Here is a 20,029-nt window from a genome sequence, read left to right on the forward strand (position 1 = left end):
AATATTATATGTCCAACTTCTTAGGCTGTGCAATCAAAGTAATTTTATAAATTAGCTTTAAATCAATTCTTCAACCCTTGCACCAATTCTTTATGGCTCGCATATTGGAGCAAATCTTTCAACAACGCAAGAGGAAGGTCATTTTACATAAAATTATTTTTAATTATATTCTAAAGTGACTTTACATAAATATTCTTAGATAATTCTCTAAGTTTGTTTATATCTAATATATATATTTTTTTATCACCACATTTTATAATTGATTTTGATTCCATTTCTTTAAGAGTTCTATTCAAATGTCTATATGTTGTACCTAAGAATTGGGCAATGTCTAAATATGATGAATTCAAAATTATATAATTTTTGTCTGTAAGATGTTCAACTAAATAACTAGCTACCCTATTGATAAGTGGATATACAAAATTATATGAGCTATTATTAATAGTTCCATAAAGTTTTTCACTCAAAGAATCTACCAAATGGTGTAAAAGTTTTACATTATCAAAATGCTTTTTTCTAAGTATAGTAGAAAGTATTGCTATCAAAAAAGTATCTTCTACTGCATCAATATTACAAAGTATAGGTATACCTTTTAAAAGTTCTAAATCTCCTATTGTATTAAAATCTTTATAAAACTTTAAAGTCATATAATTTCTTTATCTAGCTTAGCATCTTTAATAGCTCCAATTACTACTCCATGAGCTCCTAAATCCTTGCATAACTGTACATCATATTTCATTATTTCAAGTTCTTCTTTAGTATAAGTAAAGTTTCCTCAACGAGGTCTTATTATAACCATTACTGGTATATCTAATTTTTCTACTGTCTTTTTAATTGTTCCATAACTTGGAGTAGTTCCATCCTCCATTAAGTTGTCACAAAGCTCTATTCTATTTGCACCTTTTTCAGCAGCTAAGACAGCCTCATTATAATTTCCAACACAAGCTTCAAATATAGTCATATTATTCCCTCCAAGATAATTATTTTAGTGTGTCTTAAATCTCAAAAATATATTCATGGGACCTGGTCCATTCTCTTTTTTTTAGAAAAGTCCAGTTCATCTATTTTATCAAAGTTAATACAATATTAATAATAAAGTCCTTCTTTATCTTTATTAAATTGACTATTATAAAGCTCTGCATAAAAGCCATCTTTGCTAAGCAATTCATCATGTTTTCCACTTTCAACAATTTTGCCATCTTTAAGAACGATAATTTTATCTGCATTTTTTATAGTACTTAGCCTATGAGCTATTACAAATGTTGTTTTACCATTCATCAAATTTAACATTGCTTTCTGAATTGCCATTTCTGTACGGGTATCAATAGATGAAGTTGCTTCATCTAGAATTAAGATAGATGAGTCCGTTAAGCTAGCTCTTGCAATTGCTAAAAGCTGTCTTTCACCATGAGACAAATCCCCTCCGTTATCAGATAAAACAGTATCATAGCCTTCAGGTAATTGCATAATAAAATGATGTGCATTAGCAAGTTTTGCTGCCTCTTCCACTTCTTCATCAGTAGCATTTAATCTTCCGTATCTTATGTTTTCTCTAACAGTTTCTGAAAACAAAAAAGTGTCTTGTAATACTATTGATATATATTTTCTTAGACTATCTCTTTTAATACTATCAATATTTTTACCATCAATAATGATTTTTCCACTATCTATATCATAAAACTTAGTCAATAAATTTATTATTGTAGTTTTTCCTGAGCCAGTAGGTCCAACAATTGCAATTAAACTACCTTTTTCTCCTTCTAAACTAAGCCCATCTAGAATCATCTTATCTTTATTATATGAAAAGCTCACATTTTCAAAAGAAACTGTCCCTTCCATACTTTCAATCTGCTCTGCATTAATACTATCTTCTTCTTTCTCTTCTTCTATAACTTCAAATACTCTCTCTGCACCAGCTAAAGCACTTTGTATTGTGTTAAAAATATTGAGGATATCATTAATTGGTCTAGTGAAATTTCTCATATATATGATAAATGTAAAAATTATTCCTACAGATATACTTCCTTTGCCTTGTACAATTAAATATCCTCCACTTACGGCTACTATTAAATAAGATAAGTTATTAATAAAGTTGTTTACTGGACCCATAATTCCTGAAAAAGCTTGAGCATAGATTGCACTGCTTGTTAGTTTTTCATTTATTTCATTAAAATTATCTTTAACCTGTTCTTCTTCTGAAAATAACAATGTTGTTTTTTGACCTGAAACCATTTCTTCAATATAACCATTTAAATCACCTAGATTTCTCTGCTGTTTAATAAACAATGGCTGAGTTTTAGTTGCAATTATTTTAGTGATAATTATCATTAAAGGAGTTGTCACAATTGTTACACATGTAAGAATTGGACTTAAAATTAGCATAGCTATAAACATTCCTACTACATTAATAATTCCTGAAAAAAATTGTATAACACTTTGTGATAAAGTCGTATTAATATTATCAACATCATTGGTTAATCTACTCATGATATCACCGCTGGAATGCGTATCAAAATATTTTAAAGGCAACTTTTGAATATTTTTAAATAAGTCCTTTCTAATATTAGAAGCAGTTGTTTGTGCAATATAAACCATCAACCTATTTTGAAAAAAAGTTGTTATACTGCCTACCAAATATATTATTGCTAATATAATACAAATGTTTCGCAATCCGAGCATGTCCCTTTTTTCAATAAAATTGTCTAAAGTATACCCATTCATTCTAGTGCCTATAATATTTATTACTGTACTTATAAAAGATAATAAAAATATTAAAGATATTACCGTTTTACTACTACCAATATATTTTATTAATTTTTTTATTGTTTCTGATGGATTTTTGAGTTTAATATTTTCTAAGTGCCTACCTGGACCACCATGTCTGCCTGGCATTTGTATACTAAATTCCTTTAAATTAGCCAACTTTAATCACATCCTCACCAAATTGCAAAATTGCAATGCTTCTATATATTTCATTATTTTTTATTAAATCCTCATGTTTTCCAATAGCGTTAATAGTACCATTATCAAGAACAATAATCTTATCTGCATCTGCAATAGCTGATATTCTTTGTGCAATAACAAACATAGTTTTATTTTTCATTCTCTTTTTTATGGAATTTTGAAGTTTAGCTTCTGTTGCCATATCTAAAGCGCTAGTGGAATCATCCATAATAAAAATTTTACAGTTCCTATTTAAGACTCTAGCTATGCAAAGACGCTGTTTTTGACCACCAGAAAAATTTTGGCCTCTTTGCTCTACAATACTCTCATAAGCGTTTTCTTTTTCCATTATAAATTCATAGGCTTCAGCTTCTTTAACGCTTTCTTCTACTAAATCTCGGTCTGCTTCAGCACTTCCAAATTTTAAATTTCGTTCTATTGTTCCTGAAAATAATGTATTTTCTTGAGTGACAAAACCAATATTCTTTCTAAGTTCTGCAAGATTTAAATCTTTTACATTTACGCCTCCAATTAGTATTTCTCCTTCTGTTGCATCATATAGTCTAGAAATCAAACTAACTAAAGTACTTTTACCAGCACCTGTACCTCCTATTATGCCAATTTTTTCTCCTTCTTTTACTTGAAAATTTATATTTTTTAAGACATAATCACTATCTTCATTGTATTTAAAGCTTACATTTTTAAATTCAACATCATATTTTTCTATCTTAATTGTTCCATCATTATTATTTATAGCTGGAACTATATCAAATATCTCATTAATTCTATCTGCTGATGCCTTCGCACGTGAAATATTTATTACAATGCTTACCGCCATAATCAAAGCATTCATTATTTGAATTATATAATTTATAAAAGCCATAATGATACCTACTTGTATTAAGCCGTTATTTACCATTATACCGCCAAACCATAATACACTTATTACTGCAAAATTCATTACTAATGTTACAATAGGCCAAAGCATCATATTTATATTCTGAGCATTTATACTCTCACTATTTAAACCATTATTTGCATCATTAAACCTGTTAAACTGTTTGTTTACTATATTAAAAACTTTGATTACCTGCACCCCTAAAATATTTTCACGCATAACCACATTGATATTATCTATTTTTTGCTGAACAGATAAAAATAATGGAAATGATTTTTTCATTACTATAACAACTGAAATTAATATAATTGGAATTGCTATTAAAAATATTATGGAAAGCATTGGACTAAGAATATAAGACATTATAAGCCCACCAATACATAGTAGCGGTGATCTTATCATTCCTCTCAAAAGCATTGTTACCATATTTTGAATTTGCATTACATCATTGGTTAATCTCGTTATTAATGATGATGGTTTTAAATGATCTATATCTGCATATGATAAGGTTTGAATTTTATTAAATAATCCTGTTCTTAAATTTTGACCGAGCTTCATAGATGCTATGGAAGTAAATACTGAACAGCCTGATCCACCTATTAGTCCAAGTATGGCTACAATAAGCATTTTTTTACCTACAGTTAAAATGTAAGTTGTATCATTATTTACGAGGCCTATATCTATAATATTTGCTAATAATGTTGGCTGAAGCAAATCCATAGAAACTTCTAAAATCATCATTATAGGTGCTATTATTGCACAAATAACTGCTGATCCTTTTAAAAATCTTAACAATAGTTTAATCATAATCTCTCTCATTCCTTTCTAAACTGTTTTCAAATATAAAAATAGGTATTGTGATGATTCTTCTTTAATAACAGGCAAATACCATAATAATTCTTCATGCTAATTACTATTTACAGTGTCACTCTGGAATGTAGCAATCTCATAGTGACACTGTAAATAGTAAATATTAAAAATTATATTAAGAAAACAACTCCTTGCTATTTTCTGCTCATTTGTATTTGTTATTTTATAATCCTGACTAATCTTCAATAAAATGCTTATGATGATCTTTATGACCATGACAATGGTGATGGTGCATATTCTTTTCACAATGTCCTACTTCATCAGCTCCATTTGTCATCTCAAGATTTTCATTAATTTTATTAACCATCTCCAACATTTTTTCACTTTCTTCTGTTGTCAGACAGTTAAAAATTGAAGCTGATAATTTATCATTAACCTGGTTAAAGCCTTCAATTGCATTTCTACCTGCATCAGCAAGGTAAACATGCATCACTCTACGATCTTTCTCATCGCTCTTTCGTACAATAAATAAATGTTGTTCTAAATTACTTAACATTTCTGTTAAAGATGATGGACGAATATCCATCATATCTGCCAAGTCACGTTGTATTATTCCATCATTTTTTGAAATCAAAAATAATAACCTGATCTGTCCTCTGTTAAGGCCTTCTATTGGTGGCATTATACGATGTCTACTTCTGTGCATCTGTCTATTTAGACGCTGCAGCGCATTATATAAATTATTTGAAATTGTATCTGACATATTAAATTCCTCCTATTTTGGTTACTTATTTATAATTGATTAGGTACCTAACAATTTGATTATAATTGACGGATTTTCTAATGTCAATAATTTATTTAGGTACCTAATTATATTGCTTAGCTATATGAATACTTCATATTGGCATTTAAATACAGTTATAACTTATATTTTTATAGCCTATATTATAATACAATATCTTTTATTAAAGGTAATCTTTTAAGCCGTCGATTTTTTTCAGCACATTCTGGATTTTCTGAGCGAGCCTGCGAAAAGGCCAGGCGCATATAATTTATTTTTTATTCTTTAGGTACTATATATTATTTTTAAAATCTAATCCAACATTAGTTGTCCACAGGCTATTCTGCAATATAATTTCCTAAAGAATAAAAAATACTAAGTAATCATAATTTAATATAATTGCTTAGTATTTCTTCTATTCTTATAGATAATTAAAATTACAGTTCTTAATTTATAAACTCAATTAAAATGTTATTACCTTCTATAAAAGTGGTTACGCCATATCAAAAAAGCTTACTTGATCACTTTCTGAAAGATCATTTAAACATCCAAATTTTCTAAGTAAATCTGTAGCTGAGTTTCCTATTTTAGCTCTCTTTTTCAAATTATCTATTGAACTTATAGGAGTATCTTCACGAACAGCATTATATATAGATTCTGCTGCCACATTCCCCATACCAGATATACTATTTATTGGTGGTCTTAATCCATCCTCTTCTACCTTAAATTTAGTTGCATCTGATTTATATAAATCAATTGGCAAGAACTTAAAGCCTCTTTCATACATTTCTAAAACTATCTCTAAATCATCATACATATCCTTATCTTTTGGTGCAGCATCATTTCCCTGCAGGCTGATTTCCTTCATTTTTTCTTTAACTTTTTCTTTTCCAAAAATCATAAATTCTGCATCAAATGCTTTTGCTCTTATTGAAAAATAAGCTGCATAATATGCCTTTGGTATATGAACCTTAAACCAAGCAATTCTAAAAGCCATCATAACATAAGCTGCTGCATGGGCCTTAGGGAACATGTATTTTATCTTTTTACATGAATCTATATACCATTCAGGTACATCATGTTCTCTCATTAGCGCTTCATATTCTGCCCATTTTTCTGGATCTTTTAATGCTTTACCTTTACGAACAAGCTCCATTATTTTAAAAGCAGTATTTGGTGGAAGTCCTTTTTTAATTAAATAAACCATAATATCATCTCTACAACATACTGCATCACTGATACTTGTTATTACTCCTGAATCAATTAAATCCTTAGCATTTCCAAGCCATACATCAGTACCATGAGATAATCCTGATATACATAATAAATCCGAAAATGTTGTAGGAAGTGTATCTAAAAGCATTCCTCGAACAAACTTAGTTCCAAACTCAGGTATTCCAAAAGTCCCAACTTTTGAATTTATCTGTTCTGGTGTCACTCCAAGAGCTTTTGTTGATGAAAATAGTGACATTGTTTCCTTATCATCAAGATGTATCTTTTGTGGATCAACTCCTGTAATATCTTGAAGCATTCTTATTACCGTAGGATCATCATGGCCAAGTATATCGAGTTTCAAAAGATTCTGATCAATAGAGTGATAATCAAAATGTGTTGTTATAATATCTGACTCAGGATCATCTGCTGGATGCTGAACTGGACAAAATTCATATATTTCTCTTCCTTTTGGAACAACTATTATTCCTCCTGGATGCTGCCCTGTTGTTCTCTTTATTCCTGTACATCCTTTTGATATTCTTGTTATTTCAGCTTTATTAGCAGTTTTATTTCTTTCTTCAAAATATTTTTTTACATATCCAAATGCTGTTTTTTCAGCTACAGTACCTATTGTTCCAGCTTTAAATGTTGTACCTTTACCAAATATAACTTCTGTATATTTATGTGCCTTTGCTTGATATTCTCCTGAGAAGTTTAAATCTATATCTGGTTCTTTATCTCCATTAAACCCAAGGAAGGTTTCAAATGGAATATCCATTCCGTCTTTATCTAGATTTTCTCCACACTGTGGGCAGACTTTATCAGGTAAATCAAATCCATTTTTATATCCATAATCCGTAAAATCTGAATACTTACATTTTGGACATCTATAATGCACTGGAAGAGCATTAACTTCTGTTATACCTGTCATATATGCAACAACAGACGAACCAACAGATCCTCTTGATCCCACAAGATATCCATCTTCATTTGATTTCCACACAAGCTTCTGTGCAATAATATACATTACCGAGAATCCATTTTTTATAATAGAATCTAATTCTCTATCAAGTCTATCCTGAACAATCTTTGGAAGCGGATCACCATATAGTTCATGTGCCTTTCCATAAGCAATATCCTTTATTGTCTGCTCACATCCATCTATATGCGGTGGACATTTTTCTGGTGAAATTGGACTTATTTGTTCACACATATCTGATATTTTGTTTGTGTTTGTTACAACAACTTCATATGCTTTTTCTTCTCCAAGATATGAGAACTCTTCAAGCATCTCTTCTGTTGTTCTTAAATATAATGGTGCTTGATTATCTGCATCTTTAAATCCCTGACCGGCTTCTAATATACGCCTGTAGATTTCATCTTCTGGATCCATAAAATGAACATCCCCTGTTGCCACTACAGGCTTATTAAGTTTTTCTCCAAGTCTTATTATTTGTTTATTTATTTCTTTTAAATATTCCTTATCTGGCACATTCCCATTTCTTATTAAATAATCATCATTGCCAAGAGGCTGAATTTCTAAATAATCATAATCTTTTGCTATATTTTCGATTTCCTCATCAGATTTTCCAAGTAATATGGATTGATAAAGTTCTCCTTCACTGCATGCACTTCCAAGTATTAAACCTTCAGAATATTTCTTATACATACTTTTTAATATACGTGGTTTTTTGTAGAAATAATCTAAATGTGAAAATGATACAAGCTTATATAAATTTTTTAATCCAGTATAATTCTTTGCAAGTATTATTGCATGATGAGTTCTAAGTTTTTTATATGCTACTTTTTTAGATTCTTCATCTGAAGCATATTCTTCTATATCTTCAAGGGTTAATGCTCCTCTTTCCTTTAACGTGTCAATCATCACATTAAATACCTTAACAGTAGTATCAACATCATCTAATGCTCTATGTGCAACCTCTACCTTTATGCCAAGATTTTTAGCTATTCTTCCTAATTTATAAGTTTTATAATCAGGAAATAAATCATGCGCTAAAGTCAATGTATCTAAATATGTGAAATCAAAATCATGCCCTAAAACTTTTGCATAATGCTTTAAAAATCCAATATCAAAGTCCGCATTATGAGCAACCAAAACAGTATCTTTAATAAAATCAAGCATTTTAGGGAATACCTTATCTATTGTTTCTGCATTCCTTACCATATCATCAGTTATGTTAGTAACTTCAACTACTCTTTGAGGAATAGACTTTTCAGGATTTACAAAAGTACTAAACTTATCAATTACTTTTCCATCTTGAATTTTCATTATTCCTATTTCGGTAATTTTCTCAAGCTTTGGAGAAAAACCTGTAGTTTCAAGGTCTAGCACACAATATGTTGTATCAATGCTCTGCCCCTTTATGTTGGTTACAGCTGGCTTTTTATCTGGTGCTAAATAAGCTTCTACTCCATATATTATTTTCATATCTTTATTATCTCTTCCAAGCAATTTATGTGCCTCAGGAAATGCCTGCACAACACCGTGATCTGTTATAGCTATAGATTTCATGCCCCAGCTCATAGCTCTTTTAATTAAATCTGTAGCACTTGTCATAGCATCCATTGTGCTCATTTTTGTATGCATGTGAAGTTCTACTCTCTTAACTTCTGAGTTATCTTTTCTTACGGTTTTCTTTAATCCATTTGTCTCAATTATGATATTAGCAATAATCTCAATTTCCCCTGAAAATTTGCTATATCCAGAGTTGCCAAAAAGTCTTACACCTTTAGCTTTTTTAAGTCTTGATAAAACTTCATCACTTTTCTCTGGCTTAAGGAAGGACTTGCAGCTTATAGAACTTGAATTGTCATATAAATCAAAAGAAACTAGAATCTTTCCACTTCTAAGTTCTTTTGTTTCCATGTTTGAAATTTCTCCCTCTACAGCAACCGTTCCTTCATATGGTGAAATATCAGTAATTTTAATAACTGGCTCTTTAATATTTGCACTTCTTCCTAATATTAAAAATGGATTATCCTTTTTGCCTTTATCTTCTTTTTTTGATTCACCTTTTGAATCACCTTGGTTAAATGAACCACTTTTAGAATAAGGATTTCCCATAATCTTCTCAACTGGCTTTGATTGCGGAGTTTTTGGGGATGATGCATCAGATTTAAGTTCATTTTTGATAACAGCAATTCTCTTTTTATGCTCTTCTTCATTTAATTTAAATAACTCTTCATCTGTTATATCATCAATAAAGTTTATTGTATATGATTTTCCATACATATTTCTTAAAACATCTTGAATTTCCTTGTCATAATTTAATTCCTTAAGCATATGTGATACAACAATCTTAAAATTAAAATTTATTTTATTATCTTTTATTTCATATTCACAGCTATTTAATGCTGCTTTTAATAAAGGATGCTTATCACCAAACCTAGTCATTATATTTTCAAAAGTTTCTTCTATTGGTTTCTGCTTTACTTCATCTGTATACATAATGGTTATCTTAGAATCATTTAGGACAAATCTCTCTTTAATAAAATTATTAAGTCCTTCAATTTCACTAAATTCAATATATTTATCAGAAGTAATCTTCAGCTCTAAAATCTTGCTTTTTTTCTTTAAAACAACTCCATCTACAATTGCATTGCTTATGTTAAATCCCGCTTCATAGTCACTAAAAACTTCATTTATCCTTTTCATTATTCTTTCAAACCTTTCTTACAAATGATCTTTTAGTATCTTTATATTATATAATTAATACTATAATTTGTCATATTATAAAAATAATCATAAATATACATCTTTTTAATAAATACTCCATTTATCTCTCTATATGTATTTCCTTCAACATTTAATACATTTTTGGCATGTATATATTTTTATTTGGTAGCATATTTTCACACTTGATTTATATAGCTTTATGGTTTAGAGTAATTAATGTTGAATAGAAAAAATCAATACTAAGTGCAGAGAGGTCTTGCTTTGCTATGTAAAGTGAAGACCATGAGAAATTTAAGCATACAAAAAACGATTTTTTATTTTTATTCAATAATTTCTAACATAATAATAAATGGAGAACATAAAAAGATGACAATAGAATTAGAAAAATACTACAATAAATTTTGTGAAGATAAAAGATTAACAAGAAGACATGGACAAGTTGAATATATTACTTCCATGAAGTATATTCATGAATATCTAAAAGATAAGGGAAATGCAAAAATCTTAGATGTTGGTGCAGGGACTGGTAGATATTCTGTACAACTAGCTAATGAAGGATATGATGTTACTGCCATTGAGCTTGTAAAGCACAACCTAGGTATTCTAAAATCAAAAGGAAGTACAGTAAAAGCAATGCAGGGGACAGCATTAGATTTATCAAGATTTCAAGAAAATACTTTTGACATGACATTGGTGTTTGGACCAATGTATCATTTGTATAAATTTGAGGACAAAGTAAAAGCGCTACAAGAAGCAAAGAGAGTAACTAAATCAGGTGGTGTTATACTAGTAGCATATTGTATGAATGAATATAGTATATTAACATATGGTTTTAAAGAAAATCATATTCGTGAATCTATTGAAAATGGTAAAGTCAATGAGGGTTTTCACGTTATATCAGAACCAGAAGATTTATATGATTATGTAAGGATTGAAGATATTAATAAGTTAAATGGTGAAGTAAAACTCCAAAGGATAAAGCTAATTGCAGCAGATGGACCTGCTAATTATATGAGACCTGTTTTGAATTCTATGGATGAAGATACTTTTAAGATTTTTATTGATTATCATCTTTCAACTTGTGAAAGACAAGATTTGCTGGGTGCAAGCGCACATACCTTAGATATTTTGAGAAAGGAATAAGAAATATAATATTGGGCTTTCTACAAAATGGTTTATTAGAGCATAGCATATTAATCCACCAAGAACCTTGGCAAGTTTATTAAAAATAAACTGAGCCAATTTCTAAGCTCGTATAAAAAGGCTTAAAACAAATTTTAGGCTTATCTTTAATATTCACTAATTTTTCTAAACATAAAGAAAATATAAAAAGGAGATAACTAAATTAATAGTTGTCTCCTCATTATTTATATGGAAAGTAGCTTTTAGGGATAAACTACTAATGAACCCTGTATTTCATATATTTATTTCTATAAAACACTTACCTTTTTAATACATTTCATTCACCATTTTTCTTATTTGATAACTAAAAAAGTTGTGATAAAATTCACAACTCTAAAGTTCAAAAATTATCTTCTATTTCTATTATTTTGATCTTTTCTTGCTCTTCTACAAGCTGGACATCTAACTGGTTCATTATCAAAACCTTTTTCTTTGTAGAATTCTTGTTCTCCTACACTGAAAATAAATTCTTCGTTACAATCTTTACATACTAATGTCTTATCTGTCATATTAAATTCCTCCTTATTTATTAAAGATCAATATTAATTAATATAATTCTCTAATCAGGAGAAATCTACAACTAAAAAAATCTTTTAACTTAATATGTTATAATTATAACATTAATAATATCTAATTGCAAGCTTTTTTATTTTATACGTGGTAGAAGGAATTCTTTAAAGAAATATCTACTCATATACATTCGTATGTATATGAGATTCACACCAAATCACATATTAGCGTTCTCTACTTAAGAATTTACTTATTTATTGTAGTATGTAACTAAAAAATAATTTCTACATACTTACGGAAATCAGTATTTTCAGGTATAATATATACTAAAAACCATAAATAGCATTAATTATGAGTTTAAAGAAAACAAAGAAATTCAATATATGAATACCCGACTCATATTCATTCGCTGGGTCAGCGATTCACACCAAATCAAAGATTTTGGTTCTCTGCTTATGCGTAGTATTGTATTGAAAATTTGAGTTATTAAATTTTTAGACAGAGGCTGTTCCAAAATTGTTTGTCCAACACTTGTTGTTGGAGCAAACATTTTTGGGCACAGCCTCTGTCTGTAGAATTTTCAACTCAAATTTTCCTACAATACAAGCCTATCATATATTGAATTTTGGTTGTTATCCACTAAACTCTGATTCTACGTAATTTATTTAATAATCTTCTTAATATCAGACACTATCAATTCTTCAGTTAAATGATATCTTTCATATAATTCATCTAGTGGAACTTTATCAGTAAATTCTTTTTGTGCTCCAAAATTTAATACCTTCATATCTTTATCACCATAGAATCTTGAAATCTTTTCACCAAATCCTCCATCAAGTACTCCATCTTCTAAAGTTATAACTAATTTATGATCTTCTAATAAGCTTGTTAATAAGTTTTTATCTATTCCGCTTATAAATCTAGGATTAATTAATGTAGCATTTATTCCTGTTTCTTTCTTTAATTTTTCCTTTACTTTCTTTCCCAAATGATAGAAACTTCCAAGTCCTATGATTGCTACATCTTTTCCTTCTTCAACTTTTTCATAAGTATTTATATTACTAAAATCTGGTTTAACTTCAATTCCTGTTGACATTAGTTCTGTATTTGGAACACGTATAGCAACTGGACAGCTTACTTGTTCTATTCCCCATTCCATCATTGCAAGATATTCTTCTTTATTTGTTGGCGCAAGATAAACTATGTTAGGTATATTACATATTAATGGTATATCAAATATTCCAAGGTGAGTAACATCTCCCCCTGATATTCCTCCACTATAAACCATAATAAGAGCTGGATTATTATTTATAGCTAAATCTTGTGATAATTGATCATAAGTTCTTTGTATAAATGAACTCATAAATCCTAGTACTGGCTTTCCACCTTGTGATGCTATTCCAGATGCAAGAGCCACTGCATGTTCTTCAGCTATTCCTACATCAATATATTGATCTTTAAATTCTTCTCTAAATGAAAGTAAATTAACTACGCCTGGAGTTGCTGCTGTAATTGCTACCACTTTCTTGTCTTCTTTTGCTTTTTTCATTAAAAACTTTTCAGTTATACTTCCATAAGTGTCTTTCTCATCAGATTTTATTAAAGGTTCTTTTGTTTCTAAATCAAAAGGCATAACCCAGTGGAAAGCTTCCTTATTCACTTCAGCATCCTTGTACCCTTTACCTTTTATTGTTTTAATATGAACAATAACTGGATGATCTATATCTTTAACTTTTGAAAATGCTTCTACAAGAGACTCAATATTATTTCCATCATTAACATAATAATAATCAAATCCTAATGCTTTAAAAAAGTTATTTGAAGCCGTTCCATTAGTTTCACGAAGCAGTGCTAAATTTTGATAAAGGCCTCCATAGTTTTCTGCTATTGACATATCATTATCATTTACAATTATTATTATGTTCTTTCCAGATGCTGATGCATTATTTAAACCTTCATAAGCCTCTCCACCACTTAAAGAACCATCACCTATAACAGCTATAATATTTTCATTTCCACCTTTTACATCTCTAGCTTTAGCAAGTCCACATGCTAAACTAACTGAAGTGGATGTATGCCCTACCGTAAAGAAATCATGTTCACTTTCATTAGGTTCAGTATATCCAGTAACAGTTTTATATTCATCCGGATTTATAAATGCATTTTTTCTTCCAGTTAAAATTTTATGTGGATATGATTGATGAGATACATCATATACTATTTTATCTACTGGTGAATTAAATACATAATGAAGAGCAACTGTTGCTTCAACCATTCCTAAGTTTGGTCCAAAATGTCCTCCTGTTGTACTTACTTTTTTTATTAAAACCTCTCTTATCTCATTAGATAATTCTGTTAATTCATTACCTGTAAGACTTTTCAAATCTTTTGGTCCATTGATTTTGTTCAAAATATTTAACATTCTAGTACACTTCCTTCACTCTTATAATCAACTTCTAACTTAGTGTAGCACTTGAAGTTAACTCCAAGTCAAGTATTTTTTATCCTCATTAATTTTTATCTGCATAATAAACCTCAATATAATTATAAAATATAGTAATATCTTTATTGTTTTGATTAGTATACCACATTATAATCATATTATAGTACAACGTTCCTATTAGACATGCATGTTATTTAATAGTATTATAATTATGGAAGAAGGAATTTTAATGATAATAATTGCTATTATAGCCACAATAACTGCTTACATCATTAAAGGTATGTGTGGTTTTGCAAACACATTAGTTTTTAGTTCAATTATGAGCTTTACAGCTAACAATATTAATATAACTCCCACTGAACTTTTACTTGGATATCCATCAAATATATTTATTGCTTATAAACAACGAAAATGTCTTTCAAAAAGAATATGGCTTCCATTATCACTTTTGGTTATAGCAGGAATAATTCCCGGAGCTATATTTTTAAAAACGGTAAACACTCAATTTCTAAAAATATTTTTTGGTCTATCGATAGTTACTATATCATTAGAAATGTTTTTAAGAGAAAGGCAAAAAGAAAAAAATAAAAGCTCCAAAATTGTACTAACAATAATAGGAATAATATCCGGCATTCTTTGTGGATTATTTGGCATTGGTGCATTTCTTGCTGCATACGTAAGCAGAACTACTGACAATCAAAATGAGTTTAAAGGTAATTTGTGCATTGTTTTCTTAATTGAAAATACATTTAGAATCATTTTGTATATATTAACAGGAATTATAAATCTAACCATATTAAAAGCTGCATTATTGCTTATTCCTTTTATGGCTATTGGATTATATATTGGCAGTGTATTATCTAATAAAACAAGTGAAACAGTCATAAAAAAAGTTGTTATCATGCTTCTTATGCTCTCTGGTGTTTCACTTATTATAAATAATATAAGTCATATTATTTAGTCACTTATTTATAAATTCATAAAATATAAATATTAGATACTTTTCTACACAGCTATTTCTTAGAAAATTCTCATATATGACAACAGCTTCTTAGAACATAAAAAAATCGCCAAGGCGACTATGATATAGTCTTCTATAAAAATGCAAATCCAATAGAATACAATAGCTTTTATAAAACGTAGTCCTTTAAGCCGTCGATTTTTTTCAGCGCACTCTGGATTTTCTGAGCTTGCCGAAGAAAAGGCCAGGCGCATATAATTTATTTTTTATTCTTTAGGAACTATGCATTAGTCTATTGCAATATTTTTTAAATAACTTATCCATATTTATATATTCTTTTATACATTCAAAATTCAGAAATAATTTCAAATCTTATTATATATTATTCATAGAAATAATTATAAATATTAATTGGTTGAAAAATAATAACCTCATTTCAATAGACATCATATTATAAAGTAATACTATATCTATTAAAACAAGGTTTATTTTTATCTTCTCAAAGTTAACTCAATAATATTAATTATTATATTGAGGTTCTTCTTGCTTTACAAAGTCTAGTCTTGATTGAATTTGTTGTTCTACACTATCCATTGTAGTTGCAAGTTGATCAAACATTTGTTTTGCTTCTTGATTATCTGTATCTAAAGAAAATGTCTTCATATCTGCAGCTAATCCTTTTGCACTAGCTAATGCTGTCTCTAGTTTAGTTCCTGTTGGCATAAAAATCCCTCCTTCAATGTAAATCTATTTTTTATTGCAACTATATTTTTGTTCATAATCAATTTAAATATTCAACTTATCATAATGAAATATCTTCCTTAAATAAATATATCCTATATTTATTTAATTTAGTGTATATAATTTCTATTAATAAGTATAATAAACCTTAACTCTTCTTATCCTACATATCCTTGGAAATTTTCTTTAACATTTTAAATAAATATTTACATTGTTATATGAATTAAAACTAATATTACTGGTTAAAGTAAGTTAGTAAGCAATTTAAACTATAAAGGAGACTTTTTTATGACTGCTATTTCAAAAGTTAAAGAAACATTAGCTACACTAAAAGGAGCTGAAGCAACTTTAGAAATGTATTCATTACAAGAACGTGATAAAGACGCTAAGAGAATTTACAATGAAGCATCTAAAGAAATACATAAAATCAAAGCTGATTTAGAAAAGAGAATAGGATTTATGGAGTTTGAGGAACCCCAATACAAAGGCAACTAAGTGAGGTGACATATGAATACTTGGTTAATAATATTATTTAATTCAATCGTTTTATTTTTTTTAACTTTAATTATAACAAAATATATAAAGAAAAAAACCTTATCAAGAGCTACTCCATTTGACTTCATTTCTTATGCAGTCATTGCAATTATAATTTCTCTAATATCTTTAAATATAGTTCCTAATATTTATTTTGGATTAATTACATTGGCTGTTTGGGCTCTTATGCCTCTTATTTTAGATTATGCTTCTATGAAAAGCAAAGTAATCTACAATCTAATAAATGGCAAAGAAAGAGTTTTAATAAAAAATGGCAAGATAATGGAAGATAACTTATCTAAAGAAAGAATTACAGGCGAGGAGTTTTTACAAGAAATGCGTTCAAAAAAAGCATTTAACTTAGCTGATGTAGAGTTTGCTGTAATGGAAACAAATGGAGAAATTAATGTTAGTTTAAAAGCTGATAAAAAGCCAGTAACTTCCTATGATTTAGGAAAACAAGTAGCATCTAAGGCTGAACCACAAGCAGTAATTTTAGATGGGAATATATTAAATGAGGGTCTTACTAATGCCGGATTAAATCATGATTGGCTTAAAACTCAATTAGAAATAAAAGGTGTCACACTTGAAAATGTTTTTCTTGGTCAAGTAGATTCTTCTGGTGATTTATATGTGGATCTTTTTGACGACATGATACAGGTGCCAAAAACACAAGTTAAAGAAATGCTATATGCTAGTATAAAGAAAACTCAAGCAGATTTTATTTCATTTTCTTTAGATTGTGACGATAAAGATACAAAAACTATGTACTCAAAAAATGCTGAAAAATTAGAAGAGATAATAAAAAAATTAAAGCCATACTTATTACGTTAGAAGGTGAATATATGTCAAATATGAAAAAGAAAAAAATGACTGCCACTCAGCAGGAATATGATAAATTAGTAAATAAAATAGAACCTAAAAGGCCTATTTTTAAGAATTGTATAAGAGCATTTCTTGTTGGAGGTACAATATGTACAATCGGTCAAATAATACAATGGATTTGTATGAACTATTTTAGCTTTGATGAAAAAACTTCAGTATCTCCAACTTTAGTTGTTTTAATATTTTTCGCCGCTTTATTTACTGGTCTTGGAATTTTTGATCATTTGAGTCAATGGGCAGGATGCGGGACTGCAGTTCCTATCACAGGCTTTGCTAATTCTATAGCTTCTGCTTCAATTGAGCATAAAAGTGAAGGATTTGTACTTGGGGTAGCTGGAAACATGTTCAGCCTTGCAGGTGCAATTGTTGTTTATGGAGTTTTTGCATCTTTTATAATTGCTACAATAAAAATGACAATAACTTGGTTAGGAGCGATGTAAATGCTTAAAGGACATCAATCTTGGATTTTTAATTCTAAGCCTACAATATTAGCTTCTGCAGCTGTTGGCGGACCATTTGAAGGCAATGGTGCTTTAGCTAATGACTTTGATATAATTGGTGAAGATTTATGGTTTGGGCAGGATAGTTATGAAAAAGCTGAAAAAACTATGCTTGAGCATGCCTGTCAAAGAGCAATCCAAAAATCAAATTTAAGAAAAGACGATATTAACTTTTTTTTAAGTGGAGATTTAATGAATCAAATTATTTCCAGCAGTTTTGCTGCCAGAACTTTAGGAGTTCCTTATTTAGGAATATTTGGAGCCTGCTCTAGTTCTATGGAAGGTTTATCATTGGCAGCCCAATTAATAGATAGTAATTCTGCAAAATATGTTGTAGCTGCCGCAAGCAGTCATAATGCGGCAGCTGAGAAACAATTTAGATATCCTACAGAGTATGGAGTACAAAGACCACCTACAGCTCAATGGACAGTAACAGGAGCTGGTGCCTGCATCCTTGGTCCAAATGGTGATGGTCCTAAAGTAACTTCTGCCACTATAGGAAGAGTTGTAGATATGGGTATTTCTGATCCTTATAATGTTGGTGCTGCCATGGCTCCAGCAGCTGTAGATACAATAGAAGCTCATTTTAGAGATTTAAATATTGATGCTTCTTATTACGATCTTATTGCTACAGGTGATTTAGGAAAAGTTGGTCATGAAATTGCCAATGCTTTATTTGAAAAGCATGGAATAAATATGCCCATAGACATATTTACTGACTGTGGACTATTAATATATAAGAAAGAACAACCAAGCTTTGCTGGTGGCAGCGGATGTGGATGCTCTGCTACTGTAACTTATGGACATTTGCTTAATCGTATGCGAAAAGGTGAATTAAAGAAAATGCTTATTGTTGCAACAGGAGCATTAATGTCTCCTATATCTTTTCAGCAAAAAGAAAGCATACCTTGTATTGCTCATGCTGTTTCTATAGAAATGTAAAAAGAGGTGTTATAAGTTATGGAAAAATTTATTTTTGCATTTATAATAGGTGGTCTGATATGTGTTATTGGTCAACTTATAATGGATATTTTAGAGATTACTCCAGCACACACAACATGTACATTAGTTGTAATAGGAGCAATCCTCGGAGGATTTGGACTATATGATCCTTTAGTTAAATTTGCAGGTGCAGGTGCATTTATACCTATAAGTAGTTTTGGAAATACTCTTGTGACAGCAGCTATAAAAGAAGCAACTGAGACTGGCTTTATAGGAATATTTACTGGAATGTTAAAGACAGTAAGTGGCGGAGTTTCTGCTGCAATAATCTTTGGCTTTCTTGCTGCTATGATATTTAAACCTAAGGGGTAATAATAATTTACAATTGGCAATATATATTGCCAATGAAAGTCTATTATCTATAACTATTTATCAAATGCTTTTTCTTATTACCAAAATACATTTAAAAAGCCAGAACTTAAATTCAAATTCTAGCTTTTGCTCAGCAACCATATTCTACATATCTGTTTTGTATTTAATATATCAATTAGTTTTTAAAATACCTTGATAAATTATAAAAATAATATTCTATAAATTTATTCTTAATAAAATACAAAACGAACTTGACAATTATATTAAAAAAAACTAAAATCTTATTGTATGAGGTGTGCAAATCATACAATAAGATTTTGTTTTAACAAATTAAAATGTGCGTTTATTAATTTGTTAATGAGGAGCATTTTTTAAGGTTACGCGATGTATTAACCTTTATAACTTCTTTGTTGTGTGCTGACAAAGAAGTTTTTTATTTATTGAAAATATATTTCAATTAGAATGAGTATTATTTTAATTGAAAACAATTCTCATTTAAAATAATACCTTGTTATCTTATTTCTGTCAATATTTTTTATAAAATTTTCTTAATTTTTAGCTCAAATACTTCTCTCTGCGTGTCCCTTTTAACAGCAGTTCTAATAATTTTCTTTT

General features: G+C 29.2%; 14 protein-coding genes and 2 pseudogenes. 7 read left to right on the top strand and 9 right to left on the bottom strand.

Annotated elements, in window-relative coordinates; genetic code table 11:
• Positions 1–170: 170 nt before the first annotated feature.
• The 6 genes and pseudogenes from BN2920_RS14985 to polC all read right to left on the bottom strand — a co-directional run.
• Positions 171–647 (bottom strand): annotated as a pseudogene (locus BN2920_RS14985) (Crp/Fnr family transcriptional regulator); the annotation flags it as partial.
• Between the two features lie 5 nt (positions 648–652).
• Positions 653–961: pseudogene (locus BN2920_RS21095) on the bottom strand (copper homeostasis protein CutC); the annotation flags it as partial.
• A gap of 125 nt (positions 962–1,086) precedes the next feature.
• On the bottom strand, positions 1,087–2,922 hold the full coding sequence (locus BN2920_RS14995) for an ABC transporter ATP-binding protein (RefSeq protein WP_242868389.1): 1,836 nt from the start codon (positions 2,920–2,922) through the stop codon (positions 1,087–1,089).
• Positions 2,915–4,648: an ABC transporter ATP-binding protein gene (locus BN2920_RS15000; RefSeq protein WP_058295792.1), complete on the bottom strand. Its 1,734-nt coding sequence runs from the start codon at positions 4,646–4,648 to the stop codon at positions 2,915–2,917. Before BN2920_RS15000 ends, BN2920_RS14995 begins: the two co-directional genes overlap by 8 nt.
• Positions 4,649–4,886: 238 nt before the next feature.
• On the bottom strand, positions 4,887–5,414 hold the full coding sequence (locus tag BN2920_RS15005) for a MarR family winged helix-turn-helix transcriptional regulator (protein WP_058295793.1): 528 nt from the start codon (positions 5,412–5,414) through the stop codon (positions 4,887–4,889).
• 511 nt (positions 5,415–5,925) lie between these two features.
• A complete protein-coding gene (gene polC / locus BN2920_RS15010) occupies positions 5,926–10,326 on the bottom strand; it encodes a DNA polymerase III subunit alpha (RefSeq protein WP_307993442.1) in 4,401 nt (1,466 codons plus the stop codon).
• Positions 10,327–10,710: 384 nt separating this feature from the next.
• On the opposite strand from polC, the gene BN2920_RS15015 reads away from it, so the two are divergent.
• The gene (locus tag BN2920_RS15015; protein WP_058295795.1) at positions 10,711–11,487 is read left to right on the top strand and encodes a class I SAM-dependent methyltransferase; all 777 of its coding nucleotides are present in this window, start codon (positions 10,711–10,713) and stop codon (positions 11,485–11,487) included.
• A 386-nt stretch (positions 11,488–11,873) separates the two neighbouring features.
• Here BN2920_RS15015 and BN2920_RS15020 read toward each other — a convergent pair whose 3' ends face one another.
• Both BN2920_RS15020 and BN2920_RS15025 read right to left on the bottom strand, forming a co-directional pair.
• Positions 11,874–12,035, bottom strand: coding sequence for a zinc-ribbon domain-containing protein (locus BN2920_RS15020; protein WP_058295796.1), 162 nt, complete (start codon positions 12,033–12,035; stop codon positions 11,874–11,876).
• Positions 12,036–12,697: 662 nt separating this feature from the next.
• Positions 12,698–14,458: a 1-deoxy-D-xylulose-5-phosphate synthase gene (locus BN2920_RS15025; RefSeq protein WP_058295797.1), complete on the bottom strand. Its 1,761-nt coding sequence runs from the start codon at positions 14,456–14,458 to the stop codon at positions 12,698–12,700.
• 250 nt (positions 14,459–14,708) lie between these two features.
• Here BN2920_RS15025 and BN2920_RS15030 point away from each other — a divergent pair, with 250 nt between their 5' ends.
• Positions 14,709–15,440 (top strand): sulfite exporter TauE/SafE family protein, encoded by a 732-nt coding sequence (locus BN2920_RS15030; protein ID WP_058295798.1) that lies wholly within the window; start codon positions 14,709–14,711, stop codon positions 15,438–15,440.
• A gap of 519 nt (positions 15,441–15,959) precedes the next feature.
• On the opposite strand, the gene BN2920_RS15035 is transcribed toward BN2920_RS15030, so the two are convergent.
• Positions 15,960–16,163, bottom strand: coding sequence for a DUF1657 domain-containing protein (locus tag BN2920_RS15035; protein ID WP_058295799.1), 204 nt, complete (start codon positions 16,161–16,163; stop codon positions 15,960–15,962).
• Positions 16,164–16,469: 306 nt separating this feature from the next.
• On the opposite strand from BN2920_RS15035, the gene BN2920_RS15040 reads away from it, so the two are divergent.
• From BN2920_RS15040 to spoVAE, 5 genes are read left to right on the top strand one after another with little or no spacing between them, the layout of a single operon-like run.
• On the top strand, positions 16,470–16,676 hold the full coding sequence (locus BN2920_RS15040; protein WP_058295800.1) for a DUF1657 domain-containing protein: 207 nt from the start codon (positions 16,470–16,472) through the stop codon (positions 16,674–16,676).
• Positions 16,677–16,688: 12 nt separating this feature from the next.
• Positions 16,689–17,549: a DUF421 domain-containing protein gene (locus tag BN2920_RS15045; RefSeq protein ID WP_058295801.1), complete on the top strand. Its 861-nt coding sequence runs from the start codon at positions 16,689–16,691 to the stop codon at positions 17,547–17,549.
• 11 nt (positions 17,550–17,560) lie between these two features.
• Positions 17,561–18,040, top strand: coding sequence for a stage V sporulation protein AC (gene spoVAC / locus BN2920_RS15050; protein WP_058295802.1), 480 nt, complete (start codon positions 17,561–17,563; stop codon positions 18,038–18,040).
• Positions 18,041–19,042 carry a stage V sporulation protein AD gene (gene spoVAD / locus BN2920_RS15055; RefSeq protein ID WP_058295803.1) on the top strand — a complete coding sequence of 334 codons (1,002 nt, stop codon included), beginning with the start codon at positions 18,041–18,043 and terminating at the stop codon, positions 19,040–19,042.
• Between the two features lie 18 nt (positions 19,043–19,060).
• Positions 19,061–19,414: a stage V sporulation protein AE gene (spoVAE, locus tag BN2920_RS15060; protein ID WP_058295804.1), complete on the top strand. Its 354-nt coding sequence runs from the start codon at positions 19,061–19,063 to the stop codon at positions 19,412–19,414.
• Positions 19,415–20,029: the final 615 nt, after the last annotated feature.

It is taken from the genome of Clostridium neonatale (genome assembly GCF_001458595.1).
Classification (GTDB): Bacteria; Bacillota; Clostridia; order Clostridiales; family Clostridiaceae; genus Clostridium; species Clostridium neonatale.

What these genes read in the sequence shown, in the direction of transcription:
- BN2920_RS15000 (WP_058295792.1), bottom strand. Translation starts at nt 4,648, where the DNA reads ATGATTAAACTATTGTTAAGATTTTTAAAAGGATCAGCAGTTATTTGT.
- BN2920_RS15005 (WP_058295793.1), bottom strand. Translation starts at nt 5,414, where the DNA reads ATGTCAGATACAATTTCAAATAATTTATATAATGCGCTGCAGCGTCTA.
- BN2920_RS15015 (WP_058295795.1), top strand. Translation starts at nt 10,711, where the DNA reads ATGACAATAGAATTAGAAAAATACTACAATAAATTTTGTGAAGATAAA.
- BN2920_RS15020 (WP_058295796.1), bottom strand. Translation starts at nt 12,035, where the DNA reads ATGACAGATAAGACATTAGTATGTAAAGATTGTAACGAAGAATTTATT.
- BN2920_RS15025 (WP_058295797.1), bottom strand. Translation starts at nt 14,458, where the DNA reads ATGTTAAATATTTTGAACAAAATCAATGGACCAAAAGATTTGAAAAGT.
- BN2920_RS15030 (WP_058295798.1), top strand. Translation starts at nt 14,709, where the DNA reads ATGATAATAATTGCTATTATAGCCACAATAACTGCTTACATCATTAAA.
- BN2920_RS15035 (WP_058295799.1), bottom strand. Translation starts at nt 16,163, where the DNA reads ATGCCAACAGGAACTAAACTAGAGACAGCATTAGCTAGTGCAAAAGGA.
- BN2920_RS15040 (WP_058295800.1), top strand. Translation starts at nt 16,470, where the DNA reads ATGACTGCTATTTCAAAAGTTAAAGAAACATTAGCTACACTAAAAGGA.
- BN2920_RS15045 (WP_058295801.1), top strand. Translation starts at nt 16,689, where the DNA reads ATGAATACTTGGTTAATAATATTATTTAATTCAATCGTTTTATTTTTT.
- spoVAC (WP_058295802.1), top strand. Translation starts at nt 17,561, where the DNA reads ATGTCAAATATGAAAAAGAAAAAAATGACTGCCACTCAGCAGGAATAT.
- spoVAD (WP_058295803.1), top strand. Translation starts at nt 18,041, where the DNA reads ATGCTTAAAGGACATCAATCTTGGATTTTTAATTCTAAGCCTACAATA.
- spoVAE (WP_058295804.1), top strand. Translation starts at nt 19,061, where the DNA reads ATGGAAAAATTTATTTTTGCATTTATAATAGGTGGTCTGATATGTGTT.